Source organism: Streptomyces sp. NPDC059866 (assembly GCF_042731325.1).
Lineage (GTDB): Bacteria > Actinomycetota > Actinomycetes > Streptomycetales > Streptomycetaceae > Streptomyces > Streptomyces flavusporus.
In genome coordinates, this window is the sequence record NZ_JBHWJT010000003.1 from 387,354 (window position 1) to 407,628 (window position 20,275).

Annotated in this window: 19 protein-coding genes; 9 read left to right on the forward strand and 10 right to left on the reverse strand. The window is 69.5% G+C overall.

Features of this window, described 5'->3' with window-relative positions; translation table 11 throughout:
* Window positions 1-4 precede the first annotated feature (4 nt).
* Window positions 5-1,414 (forward strand): FAD-dependent oxidoreductase, encoded by a 1,410-nt coding sequence (locus tag ACFV7R_RS06155; protein ID WP_385260434.1) that lies wholly within the window; start codon window positions 5-7, stop codon window positions 1,412-1,414.
* Between the two features lie 88 nt (window positions 1,415-1,502).
* On the opposite strand, the gene ACFV7R_RS06160 is transcribed toward ACFV7R_RS06155, so the two are convergent.
* The gene (locus ACFV7R_RS06160) at window positions 1,503-1,823 is read right to left on the reverse strand and encodes a hypothetical protein (RefSeq protein WP_129803300.1); all 321 of its coding nucleotides are present in this window, start codon (window positions 1,821-1,823) and stop codon (window positions 1,503-1,505) included.
* A 123-nt stretch (window positions 1,824-1,946) separates the two neighbouring features.
* Here ACFV7R_RS06160 and ACFV7R_RS06165 point away from each other — a divergent pair, with 123 nt between their 5' ends.
* Complete coding sequence (locus ACFV7R_RS06165) at window positions 1,947-2,765, forward strand: rhomboid family intramembrane serine protease (protein WP_385260436.1); 819 nt, start codon at window positions 1,947-1,949, stop codon at window positions 2,763-2,765.
* Window positions 2,766-3,261: 496 nt separating this feature from the next.
* Here ACFV7R_RS06165 and ACFV7R_RS06170 read toward each other — a convergent pair whose 3' ends face one another.
* From ACFV7R_RS06170 to ACFV7R_RS06190, 5 genes are all read right to left on the reverse strand, one after another.
* A complete protein-coding gene (locus ACFV7R_RS06170) occupies window positions 3,262-3,735 on the reverse strand; it encodes a VOC family protein (protein ID WP_385260438.1) in 474 nt (157 codons plus the stop codon).
* 443 nt (window positions 3,736-4,178) lie between these two features.
* Entirely contained in the window at window positions 4,179-4,640 is a 462-nt protein-coding gene (locus ACFV7R_RS06175; protein ID WP_385260441.1) for a hypothetical protein, read from the reverse strand.
* Between the two features lie 439 nt (window positions 4,641-5,079).
* Complete coding sequence (locus tag ACFV7R_RS06180) at window positions 5,080-5,802, reverse strand: NADPH-dependent F420 reductase (RefSeq protein ID WP_385260442.1); 723 nt, start codon at window positions 5,800-5,802, stop codon at window positions 5,080-5,082.
* 19 nt (window positions 5,803-5,821) lie between these two features.
* Window positions 5,822-6,853 (reverse strand): LLM class flavin-dependent oxidoreductase, encoded by a 1,032-nt coding sequence (locus ACFV7R_RS06185; protein ID WP_385260445.1) that lies wholly within the window; start codon window positions 6,851-6,853, stop codon window positions 5,822-5,824.
* Entirely contained in the window at window positions 6,846-7,895 is a 1,050-nt protein-coding gene (locus tag ACFV7R_RS06190; RefSeq protein ID WP_385260447.1) for an LLM class flavin-dependent oxidoreductase, read from the reverse strand. The genes ACFV7R_RS06185 and ACFV7R_RS06190 overlap by 8 nt, the downstream gene beginning before the upstream one ends.
* 109 nt (window positions 7,896-8,004) lie before the next feature.
* On the opposite strand from ACFV7R_RS06190, the gene ACFV7R_RS06195 reads away from it, so the two are divergent.
* Together ACFV7R_RS06195 and ACFV7R_RS06200 are read left to right on the forward strand one after the other, a co-directional pair.
* Complete coding sequence (locus ACFV7R_RS06195) at window positions 8,005-8,475, forward strand: MarR family winged helix-turn-helix transcriptional regulator (RefSeq protein ID WP_385260450.1); 471 nt, start codon at window positions 8,005-8,007, stop codon at window positions 8,473-8,475.
* 26 nt (window positions 8,476-8,501) lie between these two features.
* Window positions 8,502-9,017 carry a MarR family winged helix-turn-helix transcriptional regulator gene (locus ACFV7R_RS06200; RefSeq protein ID WP_385260453.1) on the forward strand — a complete coding sequence of 172 codons (516 nt, stop codon included), beginning with the start codon at window positions 8,502-8,504 and terminating at the stop codon, window positions 9,015-9,017.
* A 113-nt stretch (window positions 9,018-9,130) separates the two neighbouring features.
* Here ACFV7R_RS06200 and hemE read toward each other — a convergent pair whose 3' ends face one another.
* Entirely contained in the window at window positions 9,131-10,198 is a 1,068-nt protein-coding gene (gene hemE / locus ACFV7R_RS06205) for a uroporphyrinogen decarboxylase (protein ID WP_385260456.1), read from the reverse strand.
* A gap of 226 nt (window positions 10,199-10,424) precedes the next feature.
* Between hemE and ACFV7R_RS06210 the strand changes: the two genes are divergently transcribed.
* The 3 genes from ACFV7R_RS06210 to ACFV7R_RS06220 all read left to right on the forward strand — a co-directional run bounded on the left by ACFV7R_RS06210 (window position 10,425) and on the right by ACFV7R_RS06220 (window position 13,531).
* The gene (locus tag ACFV7R_RS06210; protein WP_385260458.1) at window positions 10,425-11,093 is read left to right on the forward strand and encodes a DUF3000 domain-containing protein; all 669 of its coding nucleotides are present in this window, start codon (window positions 10,425-10,427) and stop codon (window positions 11,091-11,093) included.
* Between the two features lie 261 nt (window positions 11,094-11,354).
* Entirely contained in the window at window positions 11,355-12,017 is a 663-nt protein-coding gene (locus tag ACFV7R_RS06215; RefSeq protein ID WP_003993737.1) for a response regulator transcription factor, read from the forward strand.
* A 212-nt stretch (window positions 12,018-12,229) separates the two neighbouring features.
* Window positions 12,230-13,531: a ribonuclease D gene (locus tag ACFV7R_RS06220; RefSeq protein WP_385260460.1), complete on the forward strand. Its 1,302-nt coding sequence runs from the start codon at window positions 12,230-12,232 to the stop codon at window positions 13,529-13,531.
* Between the two features lie 7 nt (window positions 13,532-13,538).
* Here the strand turns inward: ACFV7R_RS06220 and ACFV7R_RS06225 are convergent, their stop codons facing one another.
* The 3 genes from ACFV7R_RS06225 to ACFV7R_RS06235 are packed head-to-tail and all read right to left on the reverse strand — an operon-like array spanning window position 13,539 to window position 16,629.
* Window positions 13,539-14,369 carry a carbohydrate ABC transporter permease gene (locus tag ACFV7R_RS06225; protein ID WP_385260461.1) on the reverse strand — a complete coding sequence of 277 codons (831 nt, stop codon included), beginning with the start codon at window positions 14,367-14,369 and terminating at the stop codon, window positions 13,539-13,541.
* On the reverse strand, window positions 14,366-15,313 hold the full coding sequence (locus ACFV7R_RS06230; protein ID WP_385260462.1) for a carbohydrate ABC transporter permease: 948 nt from the start codon (window positions 15,311-15,313) through the stop codon (window positions 14,366-14,368). The genes ACFV7R_RS06225 and ACFV7R_RS06230 overlap by 4 nt, the downstream gene beginning before the upstream one ends.
* Window positions 15,313-16,629 carry an ABC transporter substrate-binding protein gene (locus ACFV7R_RS06235; RefSeq protein WP_385260464.1) on the reverse strand — a complete coding sequence of 439 codons (1,317 nt, stop codon included), beginning with the start codon at window positions 16,627-16,629 and terminating at the stop codon, window positions 15,313-15,315. The genes ACFV7R_RS06230 and ACFV7R_RS06235 overlap by 1 nt, the downstream gene beginning before the upstream one ends.
* A 145-nt stretch (window positions 16,630-16,774) precedes the next feature.
* On the opposite strand from ACFV7R_RS06235, the gene ACFV7R_RS06240 reads away from it, so the two are divergent.
* Both ACFV7R_RS06240 and ACFV7R_RS06245 read left to right on the forward strand, forming a co-directional pair.
* Window positions 16,775-19,234 carry a glycoside hydrolase family 2 protein gene (locus tag ACFV7R_RS06240; RefSeq protein WP_385260467.1) on the forward strand — a complete coding sequence of 820 codons (2,460 nt, stop codon included), beginning with the start codon at window positions 16,775-16,777 and terminating at the stop codon, window positions 19,232-19,234.
* Window positions 19,231-20,259, forward strand: a complete 1,029-nt coding sequence (locus ACFV7R_RS06245) for a LacI family DNA-binding transcriptional regulator (protein ID WP_385260469.1) — start codon at window positions 19,231-19,233, stop codon at window positions 20,257-20,259. Before ACFV7R_RS06240 ends, ACFV7R_RS06245 begins: the two co-directional genes overlap by 4 nt.
* Window positions 20,260-20,275: the final 16 nt, after the last annotated feature.

Here is a 20,275-nt window from a genome sequence, read left to right on the forward strand (position 1 = left end):
CCGCATGAGCATGAGCCGTACCAGCCGTGGCAGCAACGGGGCAGAGCGCCTGGTCGTGATCGGCGGTGACGCCGCGGGGATGTCCGCGGCGTCACAGGCCCGCCGGCTGAAGGGCCCGGACGAGCTGGAGATCGTGGCCTTCGAGCGCGGCCACTTCACCTCCTACTCCGCATGCGGCATCCCGTACTGGGTGGGCGGCGATGTCTCCGAGCGGGACGAGCTGATCGCGCGCACTCCGCAGGAGCACCGCGCGCGCGGCATCGACCTGCGTCTGCGCACGGAGGTCACGGAGATCGATGTCGAGAAAGGGGGAGTACGCGCGCGTGACGTCGATTCCGGGGAGGAGTCCTGGACGCCGTACGACAAGCTCGTGATCGCCACCGGCGCCCGCCCGATCCGCCCCGACCTGCCGGGCATCGACGCCCTCGGCGTCCACGGGGTGCAGACCCTGGACGACGGCCAGGACCTCCTGGACACCCTCACGTCCGCGCGTGGCCGGCGTGCGGTCGTCGTCGGCGCGGGCTACATCGGCGTCGAGATGGCCGAGGCGCTCATCAACCGCGGCTTCGAGGTGACGGTCGTCAACCGTGGCAGGGAACCGATGTCCACCCTCGACCCGGACATGGGCCGCCTGGTGCACCGGGCCATGGAGGGCCTGGGCATCACCATGGTCAACGACGCCGAGGTCACCAAGCTGCACATGGGCGAGGACGGCCGGGTGCGGGCGGTGGCCACGGCGGACGCCGAGTACCCGGCGGACGTCGTCGTGCTCGGCATCGGCGTACGCCCGGAAACCGCGCTGGCGAAGGCGGCGGGACTGCCCCTCGGCGAGCACGGAGGGCTGCTCACCGACCTGGCGATGCGGGTACGGGGGCACGAGAACATCTGGGCCGGCGGCGACTGCGTGGAGGTCCTCGACCTCGTCTCCGGCCGCGAACGGCACATCGCGCTCGGTACCCACGCCAACAAGCACGGCCAGATCATCGGTGCGAACGTCGGCGGTGGCTACGCCACGTTTCCCGGCGTGGTGGGCACGGCGGTGAGCAAGGTGTGCGATCTGGAGATCGCCCGGACCGGGCTGCGCGAGAAGGACGCCCGGCGGGCGGGGCTGCAGTTCGAGACGGTGACCATCGAGTCCACCAGCCGCGCCCGGTACTACCCGAGCGCCTCCCCCATGACCGTCAAGATGCTCGCCGAGCGCCGCACCGGGCGGCTTCTCGGCGTGCAGATCGTCGGCCGGGAGGGGGCGGGCAAGCGGGTGGACATCGCGGCGGTGGCGCTGACCGCCGGTATGACGGTGGAGCAGATGACGGCGCTGGATCTGGGGTATGCGCCGCCGTTCTCGCCGGTGTGGGATCCGGTGCTGGTCGCGGCGAGGAAGGCGGCAGCGGCGGTGCGGAACAAGACGCCTTAGGGGCAGCACCCCAAGGGGAACTGCGCGAACAGCCACGGACAACCCGCACCCGGCGCACAACGCACGGTCTACGGCGCCATCCGCACCGCTACGCCGTGCCGTTGATCCGGTCGATCGCCTGCCGTGCCTGCTCCGCCGGCGGGCGTGACGGCAGCGACGACACGGATGCGGCGGACGGCATGGCTGTCGGCTGTGCCCCCGCCGGTTTTGCGTGCGCGCCCGGGGACACGGATCGCAGCCGGTGGCTCACCGCCTCGTCCAGCGTCACCGGCCGCTGCAACTGCTGCGCCAGCCGGCCGGCCTCCTGGCCGAGCCGGGCGACGTCCTCCCAGGGGAGGTGGACCACCAGCGCCATCTGTGCCTCGCCGTCGGGCGTGGCCTGCATCGCAGGAGTAACTCGGTCGTTCATCGCCTGTTCCTCACGTCGTCCCGCGACGCGCCTCGCCGTGCCGCGGCCGGTCGAGAAGACATACGCACACCCGGACGGCCGCGTTCACCGGTTCGGCGGACGTATCGCGGGCACTACTTCCTTGTGGTCATCCCCGTCCATGACGTGAACCCGGCGCGCCGCACGCCCTGGGTGACATACGCGCTGATCGTGGCGAACGTCGTCGTGTTCCTGTCCATGCCCGGCATGGCGGGTTCCGTGGCGGGCGACGGCAGCCTGGCGCAGCTGTGCCATCTCCAGGCCTACCTGGACCAATACGCCGTGGTGCCCCGCGAACTGATTCATCATCAGATGCCGCGGCTGGTGCCCACCGGCGACATCGCGGTGGGCCCGCAGGGCCCGGGCTGCGTGGTCGGCCCGCCGGGTTACGACAAGTCGCCGGAACTCAGCGTCCTCACCGCGATGTTCCTGCACGGCAGCTGGCTGCACCTGCTGGGCAACATGCTCTTCCTGCTGATCTTCGGCAACAACATCGAGGACCGCATGGGCCATGTGCGGTTCACGCTCTTCTACGCCGTCTGCGGCTATGCGGCCTCGTACGGCTTCTCCGTGCTGAACGCCGAGTCCGCCGAGCCGCTGATCGGCGCCTCGGGGGCGATCGCCGGTGTGCTGGGCGCCTATATGGTGCTGTATCCGAAGGCCAGGGTGTGGGTGCTGGTCCCATTCCTGATCTTCCTGCCGCTGAGGTTGCCGGCCTGGCTGGTGCTCGGCTTCTGGTTCGGGCTGCAGGCGGTGTACTCCTCCGGCGAGGGCATCTCCGACGCCGGCACCGTGGCGTACGCGGCGCACATCGTCGGCTTCCTCGCGGGAATGCTGCTCGCCTGGCCGCTCCGGCCCGGCACCCCGCCGCCACCGGAACCGCGCGGCCTGCTGTTCGGCAGGCGCGCACGGCCGGGTTGGTGAGAGGGCCGGCCAAAGACGCGGACCGCGAGTCGAGTCAAGGCAGCACAAGGTGCTCGGCCATCAGCCATCCCTGCCGGGCTCGGGTTCGATCGTCCCGCCTACGCCCCGCGCGGGTGCGGGCGGACAAGGCGCCGAGTGCCGTCCCGGGCGGACGGATTAGAGACCCGTGCGGGGCTGCTCAGGCAGCACCGGCGGCCGCATGCTCCGCTGTGCAGCAGACGTCGCACGTCAGTCGTCTGGCTTCCGGCCTGGGCGGGGGGGTTGGGTACGCCAGGAAGCGGATCGCTGGTGACATGCAGATGCTAGCGGCACATCCCGGCTCCGCACCGGGCGCAAGCGGCTACAGCGACAGCCTGTACCGGTTGAAGCGCGTTGGTAGCGCAGTCGTAGCAGTTCATGGCATCGGCCTTTCTCGACCATAAAGCCCTGCCATATTGTTGAGCCTTGCTGTTGTTCCCCCGTCGTCGAACGTACTCCTTGGGTGCCAGGCGTGGTGTCACCGGCCAGGCTGGCGTTCCGTGATCTCCTGAAGAACCCAGCCGTTGCCGTCCGGGTCGCTGAAGGTGGCGTAGGAGGCATAAGAGGTGCGCTCGGGGTGAGGGCCGGAAATCCGCTCCTGGCCGGCGCCGCGGTGGACGGCGTCTCCGGCCTCGTGGCCGTGGTGCAGAAGCCCTCCGGCGTCGTGGAACACCTCGCTCACCTCGATGCCGCGGCCGACGAGCTCCGCACGGGCCTGCTCGACGTCCGAGACGATGAGGTACAGGCCCTGGGTCGAGCCGGGGGCGGCGGAGAGTATTCCCTTGCCGAAGATGATCGAGCACCCGGAGCCGGGCGGCGTGAAGTGCACCAATCGGTAGTCGTCACTGAACGTGTTGTCGACGTCCAGGCGGAATCCCACCGCCTCGTAGAAGCTCTTGGCCCGATCGACGTCAGAGACGGGCAGCATGATGACTTCGAGCTTCAGCTCCATCTTTTCACTCACCTTCGTGGATTCGGGTTCCGCCTGCGTTATCGGCTGAGCAGGTGGAGGGAGCGCTCAATTCGTCACCTGTCAAAGGGAAGGCGATGACGTCGCCCGTCAACGTGCCACAGCCGGAAATACCCAGAATTTGGGCGTCACCGCCGGCAAGGACGTCTCAGAAGGCGCCCTGAACTCGCCCTTCCAGCGTGCCTCCAGCGTGACCCTGGCGCACTCTGGAGGAACGGCCCCCTCCTTCCGCTCCGCCGCGCATCACTCGGGCCGCTGTACCGAGGCGGGTTGCGTCCTGAGGAGTGGCGCAGCACCTGGGACGAGCCTCAGGCCTTCTGCGAGGTCGAGGAGCTGATGCTCGCGGTGATCGTCTTGAATCAGACGATCCGACAGTGATGGGCGATGTTCGACCCGGCCTACGCGAGAGCGGCGGCCGCACCTGGCTAATCTGCCGCCCCTCGGGATGCCGTGTCGCGCCCGGCCAGTGGGGCCTCTTCGGTGACGGTGAGCGCCGTGAACCATTCCTCCAGGTCGGCTCCGAGAGGGGTGTCGCAGACGCGGGGTCTGCCACCCCCATCTGCGGCGTTGTCGTCGGTGGCCGGCCGCCTCGCCGGTCGCGGTGGCGGCGGAGTGCGACGGACACGGACGATGGTGGAGTCGATCTGCTTCAGTGGAGTTCGGGTGATCCGACTCGCCGAGAGGGCGCAGGCTGCGGCGAGGTCCGTCATCCGCAGTTCCTGGTTCTTGGCCTCGGAGAGGTTCACGAGGACGACATGGTCGGTGAGCGACAGGCCCGTTGACCGGAGCAGATCTGCGTCCAGCGAGCGCGGCAGCGCCACCGTGACGCGCATCAGGGCACGCCAGAAACGTTCTTCATCGACGGTCAGCGGCTCAACATCACTCACCCGTTCCATGCACTCGCCGTTTGCCGTCAGCATCTCCCCCGACGAGCTCAACGGCGCCCCTGATTCGGGTGGATCGCGCTCGACACGCGGCCCGCCGTGCCGCGTGTCGAGGTCCTGGGTGCGGTGCGCCCGGTCATGGTTCGGCCGGGTGTCACCTCAGGCCCCACGAGCCCGCTCGATCTGGGGGCTGGGAGCGGTTTTGCGGTGACGGCCGCGCCCCCCAAAGGTTGCGCTTCCGGGCGTGCAGCGATCGTCCTTGGCACGTGGGCCCCGATGCCGGCCGGCGCCCGGGCCGGCGAGGGAGTTCGCCGACAAGGAGTGGTCGGCCCGAATGTCAGTGATGGAGGTAGCCATGACTTCCTTTCCAAGGATGGTTTCTCTTGACGTGTCAACTGTGTGGGTGCTCGTAGGCGCCGCCAGCCGAGCTCAGGGTCGGCGGTCAGGCGGCTTGGCCGGTCACCGGTGAGGCGGCGGCGCCCCTTGCGCTGATCACGGCGCGTCCACGTGCCGATTCCGGGAAGCGGACGAGCATCGCGCGCAGTTCCCCGGCGCCAACGTTGGCGCCGAAAGGCTCGGTCCCTGGTTCGAGCCGTACTCCGTCAGCGAGGAGACCTGCGGTGACGGGGTCGAAGCCGAGAGCGGTGACGAGGCCCGCGACGGTGTCCAGGTCGTCCGGGTCGTCACCGGCGATCGCGATCGCCTTGCGCCCCGGCGTTCCCTCGGGCTGAGCGCTGTCCTCAAGATCGTGGTAACCCATGTGGTTGAACGCCTTGACCACCCGCGCTCCGGACAGATACGCCTGCACGATCTCGCTTGAGGAGGTGAGTGGGTCGGTGAGGTCATCGCGGATGCCGTCGACCTCCCACCAGTAGTTCATAGCGTCGATGACGAGCTTGCCCCGCAGGGCCTCGGCCGGAATCGTGCGGTACTTGCCGAGCGGGAGCGCCAGGATGACAACCTCCGCCTCCGCGGCGGCCGGCGCGGTGACCGGGACGGCGCCGGGGGCGAGGACTTCGACGGTGAGCGCGATCTTGGCCGGGTCGCCCGATCCGGCGATGAGTACGCGATAACCGGCTGCCAGGGCCAGCCGTGCCAGCACGGTGCCGACCTTCCCCGCACCCAGGATGCCGACCGTGCGCACGGCAGCGGTGGTGGTGTCCATTTCTACTCCGTTCACGGTGTCAGCCCGCGAGGATGTCGCGGACCATCGGGAGCACCTTCGTGCCGTAGAGCTCGACTGTGCGCAGGCGGGCGCTGACCGGCTGTGCCCCCGTGGTGTAGATGAGGTCGAAACGGCCCACGCCGAGCGCTGTGATGGCGCGGGCCATCTTGCGGGCGACCGTCTCGGGCGAGCCGATGTAGAGCGAGCCGTGCTCGATCTCGGCCTCGTACTCCTCCTTGCGGAGCGGCGGCCAGCCGCGCAGCGCGCCGATGCGGTCACGGATGACCTTGTAGTGCGGCCAGTGCAGCTCCCGGGCCTCCTCGTCGGTGTCGGCGATGAAGCCGGGCGAGTGCATCCCGACCGGATGGGCGGTCGTGCCGAACTTGTCGGTGGCGCGCTGGTAGAGGTCGATGTAGGGCGCGAAGCGCTCCGGGTTGCCGCCGATGATGGCGATCATGAGCGGGAACCCGTAGTGCGCGGTGCGGATGACCGACTGGGGTGAGCCGCCGACACCGACCCAGGTGCTGAGGTGTCCGGACTCGGTCTTGGGGAAGACGTCGGCGTTCTCCAGTGGAGCGCGCTTGGTGCCGCTCCAGGTGACGGGCTTCTCCTCCAGCAGCTTGGCGAAGAGCTCGATCTTCTCCTCGAACAGCACGTCGTAGTCGGCCAGGTCGTATCCGAAGAGCGGGAACGACTCGGTGAACGAGCCGCGCCCGAGGATCACCTCGGCGCGGCCGTTGGAGAGCGCGTCCACGGTCGAGAACCGCTGGAACACGCGGACCGGATCGTCCGAGCTCAGCACGGTCACACCCGACGAGAGGCGGATACGGCTGGTCCGTGTGGCGATGCCGGCGAGCACGGTCTCCGGAGTGGAGATCGCGAACTCCGGACGGTGGTGTTCACCGAGGGCGAGGACGTCGACACCGGTCTGCTCCGCGAGCACGGCCTCGTCGAGGACCTGCCGGATGGCCCGCGCGTCGGACACCGGGGTGCCCGAGTCGTCCTCCGGCACATCGCCGAACGTGTCCAGACCGAAGGTGAGTTCAGACATGGGCGGGCTCCTTCGCGAGCAGCTCCCTGACCCGCGGGGCGACTTCGCGGCCCAGCAGCTCGATCGTGCGGGCTCGGGCTTCGCGGGGGAGGTACATGAGGTCGTACTTGAGATCGAAACGGCTGAGATGCAGATCGCGGGCCATCGTGGCGATCTTGCGTGCGACGGTCTCGGGAGAGCCGACGAAGAGCGCGCCCTTGCCGACTTCCGACAGGTAGCGCTCACGGGTCGGCTGGTAGAACCCGCGCTCCTCCGCAAGGGCGGCGACGACCGGCTGCCAGTACCGCCACCAGGTCTCGATCGCCTCCTCGTCGCTGTCGGCGACGAGCCCCAGTGAGTGCTGGGCGACGGGCTGCCTGGCGTGTCCGAACTGTTCGAGCGTCCGGTGGTAGAGCTCGACGTGGCCGGCGAAGCGCTGGGGGCGTCCACCGATGACGGCCAGCATGAGCGGCAGGCCGTAGCGGGCCGCGCGTACCACGGAGTTCGGGCTGCCGCCCACGCCGATCCAGGTGGGAATGCCACCGGGCGGCATCCGGGGGCGCAGTCGCTGCTCGACGAGCGGCGGCCGGAACCGACCCGACCAGGTCACCGTCTCCTCACGCTGGAGGCGCATGAACAGGTCGAGCTTCTCCTCGAACAGCTCCTCGTAGTCGGCGAGGTCGTAGCCGAACAGCGGGAACGACTCGGTGGCCGACGCCCGCCCCAGTACCAGCTGGGCGCGACCGTTCGAGGCGGCGTCCAGCGTGGAGAACTCGTGGTAGAGCCGCACGGGGTCGTTGGTGCTCAGCACGGTCACCGAGGTGCCGAGCCGGATGCGTTCCGTCGCGGTGGCGATCGCGGCGAGCAGGACCGGAGTGGCGCTGTCGTTGTGACCTGCGCGGTAGTGCTCGCCGACACTGAACGAGTCGATACCCACGGCTTCGGCGAGCTGGGCCTCCTCGATCAACAGGCGGACGGTCTCGGCATCGCTCAGCGACCGGTCGCCGTCGGTCGCGACCTCTCCGAACGAGTTCAGCCCCAATTCGAACGCGGTGGCCGTCATGGACTCCTCCTACTGGTACCGCGGACATTCGGTGTCGCGCGACAGCCGGTTGGTTGACGCGTCAAATACTTACCCAGCATGATTGACGTGTCAACCAAAGGGAGGGTCAGTGGGAGAGCGACGCAGAGGGTTGCCCACCGCCGAGGAACTGCGGACATGGCAGGACTTCATCGAAACGATGCAAGCGCTTCGCTCGGAACTCTCCTCGCGCCTGGTCAGCGAGTCCTCGTTGTCACCGGGTGACTACGCCACGCTCCTCGCGCTGCGAGAAGCGGGAGGGCGACTGCGCCCCTCCGAACTGGCGGCCCACATCGGCTGGCAGCGCAGCCGGCTCTCGCACCAGATCAAGCGCATGGAGCGACGAGGGCTGATCCGGCGCGAGGACTGCGTCGCCGACGGCCGCGGCACCGAGGTGGTGCTCACGGCCGCAGGTGCGGAGGCGTTCCGCAACGCTTTGCTGCCGCATCTGCGTGCGGTCCGCGAACTGTTCGTCCATGCGCTCACGCCGGACGAACTCGCCGCAGCCGGGCGGATCTCGGCGGCGCTGCGCGACCGCCTGAGGGCGTCGCATGACAGGTGACTCATCAACTAATCTAAACTGACTCCATGGCAGAAACGGTGCGGTGGTTGACGACGGAGGAGCAGCACGCGTGGCGCAGCTACGTCCGCCTTCAGGAGAAGCTCCGGAGCCGGCTGTCACGCTTGCTGCAGACGGAGTCCAACGTCTCGGAGGCAGACTTCGCAGTGCTGGTCGAGCTGACGGACGTACCGGACGGGCGGCAGCGGGCTCAGGATCTTGCCCGTGCGCTGGAATGGGAGAAGAGTCGGATTTCCCACCACATCTCCCGCATGGTCAAGCGTGGGCTGGTGGTGCGGGAAGAGTGTCCCGAGGACGGACGGGGCGCTTTCGCAGTGATCACAGACGCGGGGCGCGCAATGATCGAAGCCGCTGCCCCACGTCATATGGAGGCGGTGCGCGCACTGTTTCTCGACCATGTCACGCTGGCGGAGCTGCGAGTACTGACTCAGATCTCCGAGCGCGTGGTGCAGAAACTGGACGAGGCAGCGTCCCGAGAGGCGGTTCCGCCAGGCACCGCGCCAAAGCGCAGTCGCAGGTCTTGAAGAAAGAGCCATGCCACGGGCGAGCTGTCGGGGCAGGCATCGAGCCTTTCGATGAGGACCGAGGGGCACCGCCGGTCACGGCCCCCTCTGCGCCTGCCGGCAGACGTGGTGACTCAGCGGGCCGTCCGCGTGTGGACGTACTCCACGAGACGGGTCAGCGCGTCCGGGTTCGTGGACGGCATGACGCCGTGGCCGAGGTTGAAGACATGGCCCTCCAGCTGCGCCGCCGCCTCCAGGACCTCGCGGGTCTTGGCCTCGACGGCCTCCTGCGGGGCGAACAGGACCGTCGGGTCGAGGTTGCCCTGGAGCGCCTTGCCGGGACCGACCCGGCGGGCGGCCTCGTCCAGCGGGACCCGCCAGTCGACGCCGACGACGTCCGCACCGGCCTCGCCCATCAGGCCCAGCAGCTCGCCGGTGCCGACGCCGAAGTGGATGCGCGGGACGCCGTACGCCTCGACCGCGCGGAAGACCTTCACCGAGGCGGGCAGGACGGAGCGCCGGTAGTCGGCGGGGGCGAGAGCGCCGGCCCAGGAGTCGAAGAGCTGGACCGCACTCGCGCCCGCCTCGATCTGCACCTTGAGGAACGCGGCGGTGATGTCCGCGAGGCGGTCGAGCAGGTCGGCCCACAGCTCGGGGTCGCCGTACATCATCGCCTTGGCGTTCTCGTACGTGCGGGACGGGCCGCCCTCCACGAGGTAGCTCGCCAGGGTGAACGGGGCGCCCGCGAAGCCGATGAGGGGCGTCTGACCGAGCTCGGCGGTCAGCATGCCGATCGCCTCCGTTACGTAGGACACGTCCTCCGGGGTCAGATCGCGCAGCTGGGCGAGGTCGGCACGGGAACGGATCGGGCGCTCGACGATCGGGCCGACGCCGGGCTTGATGTCCAGGTCGACGCCGATGGCCTTGAGCGGGACGACGATGTCGCTGAAGTAGATCGCCGCGTCCACGTTGTGCCGCCGCACCGGCTGCAGCGTGATCTCGGTGACCAGCTCGGGCCGCATGCAGGACTCGAGCATCGGGATGCCCTCGCGCACCTTGCGGTACTCGGGCAGCGAGCGCCCGGCCTGCCGCATGAACCACACGGGCGTGTGCGGCACGGGCTCGCGCCTGCACGCCTTCAGAAAGGCGGAGTCATACGTCGCTGTCGGCTGCTTGCCCGTGGGGCTTCCGTTCGCACTCACGACGAAAAGTCTCGCACGCCGCACCGACAAGGGGGGCAGGGGGCAGCCGGCCTCAAGGGCGCGGGGAACTGCGCGACCAGCCACACACGGCCCGCACCCACCGTGCGACAGGAACCACCCACGACGAGGCGGGGTCTGGGGGCGGCAGCCCCAGCGAGGCCGGCACCAACAGGCAGGGCGGGGTGTCACCCTGCACTCAGCCCCCGTTCCGCTTAATCTGCACCGCATGGCTGCGGCTCAGGGACGACTGTCGGACGACGCTGGCGGAACGGACGACCCGAAGGAGGAGGACCTGCATTCGGGCGAGACAGCTCCGCTGCCCTTCCGGGCCGCCGTGGACGCACTGCGGTCCGCGCGGCTGCGGCCGCAGATCGAGGTCGAGCCGACCCGCGCGCCGCAGCGGCTGGCCCCTCACTCGTACGCGCTGGAGGCCACCGTCGTCGACGGCGACGAGGACCTGGCCGACGGCCGGCTGGTGCTGCTGCACGACCCCGCCGGGCACGACGCCTGGCGGGGTACCTTCCGGTTGGTGACGCTGGTGCGCGCGGAGCTGGAGCCGGAGATGGCCGCCGACCCGCTGCTGCCGGAGGTGTGCTGGACCTGGCTGACGGGGGCGCTGCAGGCGCGCGGTCTGACGTACGGGGAGGCGAGCGGCACCGTCACGCGCGCGAGCTCCCACTACTTCGGCGGGCTGTCCGCGCGCCCGTCCGCCTCGCAGATCGAGATCCGTGCCTCGTGGACACCGCGGGAGGGCCTGGGCGGGGTGCCGGACACGGCGGCGCATCTGGCGTCCTGGTGCGATCTGCTCGCGCAGGTCGCGGGCCTGCCGCCGGCCGGTCCGGGTGACGCCTCGGTGGTGACGCTGCCCCAGCGGCGCGGCCCGCAGTCACGCTGAGCGTCACCCGGCTGGGCCGTTTCAGGCCGAACCCTTTATTGATACGACCATTTTCGGCCGTACCACGATGCGAACCGAAGCCGTTCGATCTTCGAATGATCGACCGTGTGTCCGAATTGCACAGATTGTTACTCACTGGATCGCGATCATTTTCTAAAGGCAGACCGGTTTGGTGCCGAAGACGTCTGTGACCTTGAAAGCACGGTTCGTCCCGGCTTCACCCCCTACGAGCCGGCCCCGTCCCGCACCCCAGGAGGCCTGGTGTCCGTTCTCCTCGAGCAGCCCGCAAGCCTGGTCGCCTACCGCCCGAACAAGCCGACCGCCATGGTGGTCGTGGCCGACCCGCGCGTCCGTTCCACCGTCACCCGCCATCTGTGGGCGCTCGGTGTGCGCGATGTGATCGAGGCCTCGTCCATCGCAGAGGCTCGTCCCCGCATCGGCAACCCCCGCGACATCTGCGTCGCCGACGTCCATCTGCCCGACGGCTCCGGCCTCACGCTCCTGTCGGAGACCCGCGCCGCCGGCTGGCCCAACGGTCTCGCCCTGTCCGCCGCCGACGACATCGGCGCGGTGCGCAACGCCCTCGCGGGCGGTGTGAAGGGCTACGTCGTCACCGGCACCCGCACCAACGTCGGGCTCCCCACCCGACCGGGTGCCGCTCCCATCGGCGCGGCCGCCGCCCGTCTGCACCGCCGCCCCCCGGGTGCCCCGAGTCACCCGGGTGGCTACCGCGAGCTGTCCGGCCGCGAGGTGGAGGTACTGCGGCTGGTCGCCGAAGGCCAGTCGAACAAGGCGATCGGCGTCTCGATGGGCCTGTCCGCCCTGACCGTCAAGAGCCACCTCGCCCGCATCGCCCGCAAGCTCGGCACGGGCGACCGCGCCGGGATGGTGGCGGTGGCCCTGCGCACCGGCATCATCCACTGACCCCACCGCACCCCCGATCCTTCGAACCGCCCCTCCCCCGCCACCCCGCCTCACCACCACGGACGTGAACCGGATCGGCCGCCGATCCGCTCCGTCTCCCCCACCCGTCGTGCACCCGGTCCCGCACCTGCCTGACTGGTTCACGACCTCGCGCGCCCGTCGACGGAACGTTCCGTCGGCGGGCGCTGTCCATCCACGGATACCCTTGACAGGTGACCGACGCCCAAGACACCGCAGCAGACACTTCACTGCGAACCACCGGGGGCGCCCCTCCGGACGACGGCGGAACTTCTGCAGCAGGGGCGCCCGACCTGTCACCGATCCCTTTGCTGGAGCCGCGCGAGGGCATTCCGCCCGTGATCGCGGACGAGGCCGCCCTCGCGGAGGTCATCGCCGCCTTCGCCGCGGGCTCCGGCCCGGTGGCCGTGGACGCCGAGCGCGCCTCCGGTTACCGCTACGGACAGCGCGCCTACCTCGTGCAGCTGCGCCGGGAGGGCGCGGGCACCGCGCTGATCGACCCCGCCGCCTGCCCCGACCTGTCGGGGCTGGGCGAGGCGCTGTCCGGCGTGGAGTGGGTGCTGCACGCGGCCACCCAGGATCTGCCGTGCCTGCGGGAGATAGGCATGATCCCCACGCGGCTGTTCGACACCGAGCTGGCCGGACGGCTCTGCGGGTTTCCGCGGGTCGGCCTGGGGGCCATGGTCGAGAACGTACTCGGCTTCGTCCTGGAGAAGGGGCACTCCGCGGTCGACTGGTCCACCCGCCCGCTCCCCGAGCCCTGGCTCCGGTACGCGGCCCTCGACGTCGAGCTGCTCGTCGATCTGCGCGACGCCCTGGAGAAGGAGCTGGACCGGCAGGACAAGCTGGAGTGGGCGTGGCAGGAGTTCGCCGCGATCGCGTCGGCTCCGCCGCCCGAGCCCCGTAAGGATCCGTGGCGTCGTACGTCGGGGATGCACAAGGTACGGCGTCGGCGGCAGCTGGCCGTCGTGCGGGAGCTGTGGCAGATGCGGGACCGGATCGCCCAGCGCAGAGACGTATCGCCGGGCAAGGTTCTCAGTGACGCGGCCATCGTCGAGGCCGCGCTTTCCATGCCGGCGAATGTGCACGCCCTGTCGGCCCTGAACGGGTTCGGGCACCGGGTGGGGCGGCGGCAGCTGGAGCAGTGGCAGGCCGCAGTGGATCGCGCGAAGGCGCTGCCGGAGGACCGGCTGCCGCAGCCGGGGCAGCCGGTGGCCGGGCCGCCCCCGCCACGGGCGTGGGCGGACAAGGATCCGGCGGCCGCGGCTCGGCTGTCCGCGGCGCGCACCGGGGTGTCCTCGCTGGCCGAGCAGCTCAACCTGCCTCAGGAGAACCTGATCACGCCGGACACCGTGCGGCGCCTGTGCTGGGAACCGCCGAAGCCCGCCGACGGGGAGGCCATTGCTGCCGCGCTGGTCGGGTACGGGGCCCGGGCGTGGCAGGTGGCGCTGGTCACGCCGGTTCTGGTGGCTGCCCTGTCCGCCAAGGCGCCGTAGCGGCGCTCTACCTGGTCGCCCCCTTCATGAACCCGTTGTAGATGAAGCGCTGCAACAGCAGGAAGACGATCAGCGTGGGCAGGATGACCAGGACCGCGCCCGCCGCGATCGTCTCCCAGTGCGCCCCGAAGGGGCCGCGGAAGCGGAACAACGACGTCGACATCACGCCGAGGTCCTCCGACGGCATGTACAGGAAGGGGATGTAGAAGTCGTTGTAGACGGTGATGCCCTTCACGATCACGACCGTGGCGATCGCCGGTTTCAGCAGCGGGAAGATGATCTTTCGGTAGATCGTGAAGGCGTTTGCGCCGTCCAGGCGGGCCGCCTCGTCCAGGGAGGTCGGGATGGAGCGGACGAACTGCAGGAAGATGTAGATCGACACGATGTCCGTGCCCATGTAGAGCACGATCGGCGCCCAGCGGGTGTCGAACATCCCGAAGCTGTTGACGATCTGGAAGGTCGCCACCTGGGTCGTGACGCCGGGGACCAGGGCGGCGATCAGGAACAGGGCCACGACCAGTTTCTTGAAGCGGAAGGTGAAGCGGTCCACGGCGTACGCCGTCATCGAGCCGATGAGGACCGTGCCGCCGATGGCGAAGAGCAGGATGATCGCCGTGTTGGCGAACGCCGAGAGCATCCGGCCGTCCTGGAACGCGGTCGCGTAGTTGCTGAAGTTCAGCAGGTCGTCGGGGAGGGCGAGTGCTCCGCTGTCGTTCGCCATTTCCCGTTCGGACTTGAGGGACGTCAGGAGTACGGCGGTCAGGGGAAGCAGGACCACCACCGTCGCGGCGATCAGGGACAGGTACACCAGGGTGCGGGCCACTGCGCGGTGTGTCATGCGAGGTCCGCCTTGTCGTCGGGGACGAGGCGCCGCTGTACCCAGGTCACCGCCAGGACGATCAGCAGCAGCACGACCGCGGCAGCCGAGGCGAGCCCCGTCTTGTTGAACTGGAAGGCCAGCTTCACGGTCTGGATCACGAAGGTCTCGGTGCCGGTCGCCCCGCCCGTCATGATGTACGGGATCTCGAAGACCGAGAGCGATCCCGAGACGGAGAGGATCACGGTGAGGGACAGGACCGGCTTGATGCCCGGCGCGATGATGTAGCGGAACTGGTGCCAGCGGCTCGCGCCGTCCAGTTCGGCCGCCTCGTACAGCTCCCCGGGGATCGATTGGATCGCGCCCAGGAAGAGAACGAAGTTCAGGCCCAGGTAGCGCCAGACGGAGACGGCGGCGAGGGAGGTGTTCGCCGACGTGGGCGTGCCCAGCCAGGCGCGGTCCGTCTCCACGCCGAACAGGCCGAGGACGGAGTCGAGGGTGCCGCCGTCCTGGAAGAAGTAGAGGAAGACGAAGCCGATCGCCACCCCGTTGATCAGATACGGGAAGAACAGCACACCCTTGAAGAAGTTCCGGAAGCGGACGTTGAAGCTGAGGATCGTGGCGAAGTAGAGCGCGGCGACTATTTGGACGACGGAGGCGGCCAGGTAGTAGCCGCTGACCCAGAAGACCTCGAACAGGTCGGAGCGGGTGAACAGTTCGGCGTAGTTCTCGGTGCCCGTGTAGTGCAGCTCGGGGCTCACGCCGTCCCAGTCGGTGAAGCTGTACGCGACCATGTTGGCGATCGGCGCGTAGGTGAAGACGAGCAGCAGCGCGAGCGGGGCGAGCAGGAAGAGCCAGGGGGTGGCCCCGCGCCACAGACGTGCCGAGCGCGGGGCGGGGGCCGGTTCGGGTGCGGTCGGCCCAGATGTGGGCTCGACGGCCGCCTTCACGGTCGTGTCCGTCATCAGGACCCCAGGGACGCTTGCGTGTCGGTCCACTTCTTGCTGAGGCCGGTCAGGAAGTCGTCCAGACTGCCCTTCGTGGCGCCGCGGGCCAGGTCGACCAGGTCCTGGCGGTAGTCGGGCTTGTTGATGCCGACCTCGGACTGGTTGTCGATGGACTTCACCTCGGCGCCCTTGGTGTCGTCGAGGTCGAGGAGCTTGACGCCCTCCTCCTCGTACGGCTTCAGCACGTCGGGCAGTGGGGCGTCCTTGAGCGGGGACAGCGCCAGGTTCTCCGCCGCGTAGCCGGACTTGTCGGTGAACCAGTCGATCCAGGCGCGGGCGGCTTCCTTGTGCTCGGAGTGGATGTTGACGGCCTGGTTGTAGTCGGGCAGGGCCACCGCGCAGAACGTGCCGTTCCGCTGGGCGGGGAAGGGCATGAACCCGATGTCGTCGGGGTCGGCGCCGGCCTGTTTCGCGGCGCCCTGCATCTGGATGACGGCCCAGGAGCCGAGCCACATCGTGGCGATCTCGCCCTTGGCGATGCGGGGCTTGGACGCCTCCCAGTTGGTGGTCGTCGGGTCCTTCTCGATGAGCCCTTCGCGCACGATGTCGTACAGCAGTGTGTCGGCGACACGGAGATCGGCGCCCTCGGCCCACGGGTCGCCCTCGGCCAGCTTGGTGGTGGCCTGCTCGTCGCAGCTGACCGAGCCGTTGACCTGCGTCCACTGGGTGAGCGGCCACATGTCCTTGAAGTTGGTGTAGTACGGGATCGCGTCGGTCTTCGACTCGATCGCCTTCAGAGCGTCGAGGAACTCGTCCGGTGTCGTGGGCCAGTCGGTGATCCCGGCCTCCTGCCACACCTTCTTGTTGTAGATGAAACCCGGGACCGCGCCGAGCGGGCTCTGGCCGTAGACCTTGCCGTCCACGGTGGTGTAGCCGGTGAAGCGGTACTTCTCGCTCCGCTCTGCCTGACTGCCCAGCGAGGCGAAGAACTTGGGGTAGTCCTTCTTCTCGACGACCGCGGGGATCATCAGGACGTCACCGTAGTTCTCGGTGTTCATACGGATCTTGACTTCGCCCTCGTAGTCGGTGATGGCGTCGAACTCGACCTTCACCTTGGGATACGTCTTGTTGAACTCGGCGGCGTACTTCTTCATCGTCCCGTCCTGCACCAGGTCGGTCCGGTGGGTGAGAACCGTGATGGTGCCGCTCACCTTTGACGGGTCGTCGGCCGCCTTGGCCTCCGCACCCTGCGAACTGCCTCCGGTGCCGGTGCACGCCGAGAGCAGCAGGGCACCCGTGGCCATGGCGAGGACTGTACGGCGGTTCATGTGCATCAGCTCCGTTCTCGGGACGGACGAGCACGAGCGGGTTGGCTGGTTCCGAACTCTGACAACGTTTTCTTAACCGGTAAAGTCCCTATCTCGCCAACGATGCCAAACTGTTCCCCACTGCTGGGATGGATCGGTTTAGGGAGTTCGCATGCTTCAGGCGGCACCGCTCACCGAAGGATGGGTCCTGCGGCACGAGGGAGGTCTGCTCCCGGCCACCGTGCCCGGCTGTGTGCACACCGATCTGCTGGCGGCCGAGGTGATCCCGGATCCCTTTCTCGGGCGGAACGAGGCCGAGGTGGCGTGGGTCGGGCGACGCGACTGGACCTATGAGACCGAGCTGCGGGCAGCCTCGGCGCAGGAACAGACCGACCTCGTCTTCGACGGGCTCGACACGGTCGCCGAGGTCTCGCTCGACGGTCAACTCCTGGGCCGGGTACGGAACATGCACCGCTCGTACCGCTTCGACGTGACAGGGCTGAACGGGCGGCTGTCGGTGCGGTTCACCTCCGCTTACGCCGAGGCGGAGGCCGTACGCGGCAAGCTGGGCGAGCGGCCCGCCGCCTATGCCGAGCCCTACCAGTACGTGCGGAAGATGGCCTGCTCCTTCGGCTGGGACTGGGGGCCGACCCTGGTGACGGCCGGGATCTGGCGGCCGGTGCGGCTGGAGCACTGGTCGACGGCCCGGATCGCCCATGTGCGACCCCTCGTGACCGTCGAACAGGGCACCGGACGCGTCGAGTTGGCGGTCGACGTCGAACGGACCCGGGTCGAGGCACCGCTCACCGTGGAGGCGACGGTCGGCGGTGTGCGGGCGCGGGCCGACATCGAGGGGGCGAGCGGCGTCGTACGGCTGGAAGTTCCGGACGCTGAGCTGTGGTGGCCGCGTGGATACGGCGAACAGCCGCTGCACGACGTCGAGTTGACGCTGCTGCACGGTCAGGACGTGCTGGACGTGTGGCGCCGCCGGATCGGCTTCCGGACGGTCGAGCTGGACCAACGGCCCGACGCGCACGGCACCGGCTTCACTCTCGTCGTCAACGGCGAGCGGCTGTTCGCCCGGGGCGTCAACTGGATCCCGGACGACGTGTTCCCGTCCCGGGTGACCCGCGAGCGGTACCGGGAGCGGCTGCGGCAGGCGGCCGACGCGGGCGTGGACCTCGTACGCGTCTGGGGTGGCGGGATCTACGAGAGCGAGGACTTCTACGACGCCTGCGACGAGCTGGGGCTGCTGGTCTGGCAGGACTTCCCGTTCGCGTGCGCGGCCTATCCGGAGGAGCAGCCGCTGCGCGGGGAGGTGGAGGCGGAGGCGCGGGAGAACGTCGTACGACTGATGCCGCATCCCTCGCTCGTGCTGTGGAACGGCAACAACGAGAACCTGTGGGGGTTCCGGGACTGGGGCTGGGAGCCGCCGCTGGCCGGGGACTCCTGGGGCGAGGGTTACTACCTGGGTCTGCTGCCGCGTGTGGTGGCCGAGTCGGATCCGACGCGGCCGTATACGGCGGGCAGTCCCTGGTCCGGGTCGTGGGAGCGGCACCCGAACGACCCGGCCCACGGCACGCACCACTCCTGGGAGGTGTGGAACCGGGAGGACTACGCCGAGTACCGCGCGAACGTGCCGCGTTTCGTGGCCGAGTTCGGCTGGCAGGCACCTCCCACGTACGCCACGCTGCGGCGCGCCCTGCCCGGTGAGGAGCTCGCGGCCGACTCCCCCGGCATGCTGCACCACCAGAAGGCGGACGACGGCAACGGCAAGCTGCGCCGCGGACTGGAGCGGCATTTCGCCTTTCCCGAGGGCGACTTCGACCGCTGGCACTACCTCACACAGCTCAACCAGGCGCGTGCCGTCGCCGCCGGGATCGAGTACTGGCGGTCGCACTGGCCCGTGTGCGCGGGAGCGGTCGTCTGGCAGCTCAACGACTGCTGGCCGGTGACCTCATGGGCGGCGATCGACGGGGACGGGCGGGAGAAACCGCTGTACCACGAGCTGCGACGGCTGTACGCGGACCGGTTGCTGACGGTGCAGCAGCGGGACGGCCGGCTGGTCCTGGCGGTGGTCAACCAGGCCGGGCGGGCGTGGGCGGGTGAGGTGACGTTGCGCCGGATGTCCGTCGAGGGCGGGGTGATCGGCACGACGGACGTGGGCTTCACGGCCGGGCCGCGAGCCGTGACGGTGGTGCCCGTGCCGCGGGAACTGGAGCCCGTCGGGACGAAGGAGTTCCTGGTCGCCGATGCGTGGGGGTCCTCCCGCGCATGGGGGTCCCCCCGCGCATGGGGGTCCCCCCGCGCGAGCGAAGCCGAGCGTGGGGGAGAAGCCGAGCGTGGGGGAAGGCTGCGGGCCCTGCACTTTCCCGCGCCGGACCGCGACATCCCGTACCCCCGGCCGGAGTTCGACGTGGCGCTCGTGCCGGGCGGGATCACGGTGACGGCCCGCACCCTCGTACGGGATCTGCTGCTTCAGGCCGACCGGCTCGACCCGGACGCGCGGGCCGATCGCGGGCTCGTGACCCTGCTCCCCGGGGAGCAGGTGACGTTCGGCGTCAGCGGCTGGAAGACTCCCGAGGCGGCCGCCGCCCGAGCCGCCCTGTACTGCGTGGAGCCCACCCCATGACCACTCCCCGCGTCACCATCAAGGACGTGGCCGCGCGCGCCGGCGTGTCCAAGGGTGCCGTGTCGCTCGCCTTCAATCACAAGCCCGGACTGTCCGAGGCGACCCGGGACCGGATCTTCCGGGCCGCCCAGGAGCTGGGCTGGGCGCCGAACCTGACCGCACGGACACTGGCCGGGGCGCGGGTGGACGTGGTGGGGCTGGCGATCTGCCGGCCGGCGCAGATGCTCGGGCTGGAGCCGTTCTACATGGAGTTCATCTCGGGCCTGGAGGGCGTGCTGACCGAGCACTCCTGCTCGCTGCTGCTACGGCTGGTGAAGAACCTGGACGAGGAGGCCGGGCTGCTCGACTCCTGGTGGAAGGGGCGGCAGATCGGCGGCTCGATCCTGGTGGACTTCCGGGCCGACGACCCCCGGGTGGCCGTGGCCGAGCGGCTCGGGCTGCCGGTGGTCGCCGTCGGTCATCCGTCGCTGACCGGCGGGCTGACCTCGGTGTGGACCGACGACGCCACGGCCGTCACCGAGGCGGTGCGGTATCTGGCCGCCCTGGGGCATCGCCGGATCGCCCGGGTGGGCGGTGCGGCGGCCCTCGGGCACACCGCGATCCGTACGGCCGCGTTCGACGAGGCGGCGCGCGGACTGCAGCTGGCCGGCGCCTGGCAGGTGGCGACGGACTTCTCGGGCGACGCGGGCGCGCGGGCCACCCGGTCGCTGCTCACCGCGTCCCCGCCGGACCGGCCGACGGCGATCGTGTACGACAACGACATCATGGCCGTGGCGGGGTTGTCGGTGGCGGCGGAAATGGGGCTGAGCGTCCCCGGCGACGTCTCCCTCCTGGCCTGGGACGACTCCCAGCTGTGCCGCCTCACCCACCCGACACTCTCCGCAATGAGCCATGACGTGCACGGATTCGGGGCGGAGGTGGCGAGAACCCTGTTCGGCCTGATCACGGGCGAGGGACCGGGCTCGCATCCGGTACCGACCCCGGTACTGACGCCGCGGGGATCGACGGCACCGCCGCGGGGGTAGGCGCCTGCTGAGGCGA